This is a genomic window from Lawsonibacter sp. LCP25S3_E2 (genome assembly GCF_052117285.1).
In the GTDB taxonomy this organism is placed as follows: Bacteria; Bacillota; Clostridia; order Oscillospirales; family Oscillospiraceae; genus Lawsonibacter.
This window is the reverse complement of sequence record NZ_JBQKJL010000048.1, coordinates 1-3,085: the sequence shown is the minus strand read 5'-3', so window position 1 is coordinate 3,085 and position 3,085 is coordinate 1. Positions and strand designations below refer to the sequence as shown.

The 3,085-nt window shown below is 38.1% G+C and carries 2 protein-coding genes; one reads left to right on the top strand and one right to left on the bottom strand.

Annotation, left to right across the window (positions count from 1 at the left end):
• Window positions 1-41: 41 nt before the first annotated feature.
• Window positions 42-308, bottom strand: coding sequence for a transposase (locus tag ACTQ3R_RS16305; protein WP_441780206.1), 267 nt, complete (start codon window positions 306-308; stop codon window positions 42-44).
• A 327-nt stretch (window positions 309-635) separates the two neighbouring features.
• On the opposite strand from ACTQ3R_RS16305, the gene ACTQ3R_RS16300 reads away from it, so the two are divergent.
• Entirely contained in the window at window positions 636-2,648 is a 2,013-nt protein-coding gene (locus tag ACTQ3R_RS16300; RefSeq protein WP_441780207.1) for an ATP-binding protein, read from the top strand.
• Window positions 2,649-3,085: the final 437 nt, after the last annotated feature.

Here is a 3,085-nt window from a genome sequence, read left to right as displayed (position 1 = left end):
GAACGGATGGACGGCGCTTCACGCCGTTTGGAATGGAACGGCTACGCCGTTTGCGTTGGAATGGGCGCACCGTTCCTCCGGAACGGGCGCTCCGTTTGACTGGAATTCGCATCTTTCTGGAACAAAAGATTCCGGATATCCATTGGCAGCATATTTTCTTCAGTTATACACTCCTTTTTATCTTTAACCCATCGATAAATAGTGCTGGGGGCAACACCGAATTTTCCACCTATATTTGCAAGAGTTTGACCGTGCTGATATGCAGTAAGAATTTCCTGTTTTTCCACATCAGAATACTTTTTAGGCATAATTATAGACACATCCTTTTGGTTTTAGATGTGTCTATTTTATCTTGTGAAGTTAGATTGAGCATTCTTTTTCTGTACTCTTCTAACCATGTATTGTGAAGTATATGAACATTGCAGGTCTATAGAGAATGCCGCAATGATTTCACTTTTTCTCGATTTGCGCAAGTCATTGTTTTGACTTCTGCAACTATATAAACAGGACTAATCGCTGAACAGCGTGCTACTTATCTTATCGCAGTTAAAAATGCTTTCGTTGGAATTGTTTGGGTTGCCATTTAAAAAAATATCCAATATAATAGTTGCGAATAAATATTGGGGGGCAGACAGGTGAAAAAGGAACTATGTGTGAAAAGCCAGAGTATAGAAATATCTGGCATTACAAAAGACTATAAGGAAGCCCTCTGCGAATATATTTGGAACGGCTTTGAGGCAAATGCCATGAATGTATCTGTCACCTTCACAGGTAATAGCTTAGGGGGTATCGAATCAGTTATTATCCAAGACGATGGTGATGGAATTTGCCTTGAAACAATAGATGATACCTTTGGCACTTTTTTAGCTTCTAATAAGAACGGTCTTTCTTTACAATTAAAATCTAAAGCAAATAAAGGAAAAGGCCGCTTTTCATGCTATGCCTTTGCGCGAAGGGCGACATGGGAAACTGTTGCCAATAGCAGTGGTAAAAAAGTGGCCTATTCTATTTCAATAAACGCCGAAAACAAAAACGTGTACGATATTTCAGAGCCCACCCCGATTGATGCAGATACAGGTACAGTTGTAACTATTACTGGAATTGATAATCTGCACCAAGAAGATATGTCATATGAAGTTTTAGCTGAGTGTTTGCTCAAAACCTTTGCATGGTATCTTTACCTAAACAGAAATAAGGGAATTTCTTTGACAGTAAATGGGGTAGCGGTTGACTTTACAAAATATATTAACACCGAGGCGAGTATAACTAAAAATATTCAAGTCGATGGAAATAGTTTCTCTGTAACACTTATAGTGTGGGCAGAAAAAATCCGAGAGAACTTTTGCTCCTACTATTTAGATGGAGACGGAATATTGCATGGGAAAGACACAACAACATTCAACCGCAATACTATTAATTTTAACCACAGCGTATACGTAAAAGGAAACTTCTTTTCAGGGAAAGAGAATATTTCTCTCTCTAACGCCTCAGCAGAAATTGATGGGCAAATTTCGCTGGAAGACACTGATCGAGCTGTTTTGCGGAAACTTAAACGGAAAATACAAGATATAATTAGTGGGCAGATGAACAGCTATATGGCGGGTCAAGCCGATAAAGCAATCTCTGCAATGCTTGATCGCAAGTCATTCCCCGCATTTGGAGATAATATTTATGACCAAATGCGAAAAAAAGATCTGATTCAGGTTACAAAGGAGATGTATTATTTAGCACCACGTATCTTTTATAACCTAAAGGATGTCCAGGAAAAATCGCTCCTGGGCTTGCTGAATTTGCTATTAAATACAGATGAACGAGAAAATGTCCTTTCGATTGTTGAGAGTGTTGTAGAACTCACACCTACACAGCGAGAAGAATTTGCAGTAGTTCTCAAACGGACTAAACTTGGAAATATCGTTGATACGATCAAATTTATTGAGGATCGTTACAAAGTTATTGAAGGACTTAAGCGAATTGTCTTTGATCTTTCCAATTATGCAAACGAGCGTGACCACGTACAAAAAATTATGGAGCAACATTACTGGATTTTTGGCGAGCAATATAATCTTGTTTCTGCAGACCAACGTATGCAAAAAGCTCTAGAATCTTATCTGTATCTGCTATATGGTGATGATGCTCCTGATGCAACTTTGTTACCAGATCAAGAAGAAATGCGCCGCATGGATATTTTTGCTTGTGGTGCAAGAAAACTTGAAGATAGTACTGGAAGCGAAATTGAAGAAAATATAGTTGTTGAGTTAAAAGCCCCAAAAATACCACTTACAAAGAAAGTACTTCGCCAAGTCGAGGATTATATGGACTTTATTCGTCGGCAGCCTAAGTTCAATAGTCAGCATCGCAGATGGAAATTTTTTGCTGTATGTAGTGAAGTGGATGATGATGTTAAGAGCAGATATGCTGCACAAGAAGCATATGGTAAAAAAGGCTTAGTTACTAAAATTGAAAACTATGAAATATATGCTTTGACATGGGATGATGTATTCAAAAGTTTTGAATTAAGGCACAGCTTTTTATTGGATAAGCTAAAAGTTGACCAAGAAGCTATTGCAGCTGAATTGGCAGGGAAAACTGGAAATACGAGATCAAAGCATGTAGCAGATGCAATAAAACATGAAGTTTGTACAGCATAACAAACACTTCTACCCACTTTGGGCAGTTAACGTTTATTGAGATTGACGAATTGAGTAAAGTATTTCATTGGTGCAATAAAAACATTCAAATATCTGTACCGCAAGATTTTTAGACATGCATTTTTGCAGATAAGGTACGATAAGGGACTTATTGGCAGTGCCAATTCACGTGGCTGAGATTCCACTTGAGTTTAGGCATATCCCTGTTTGCTTCGTATCTTTTTCGGCAACAAAAGACAATTCTGTCAGAAAAACCGTCCGAAATGGCGGTTTTTCTGCATTTATCACTTAATTTTATTTATATTTATGGACCGTGGAGGTGTAACATGGATAAGGTACAATAAGTTGCGCAAATTGAAAATCGCATAAAAGAAGACATAGCTTGCAGGCTCTGGTAGAATGAAGTTACCACACAAACATTCGAAAGGAGCAAGCAA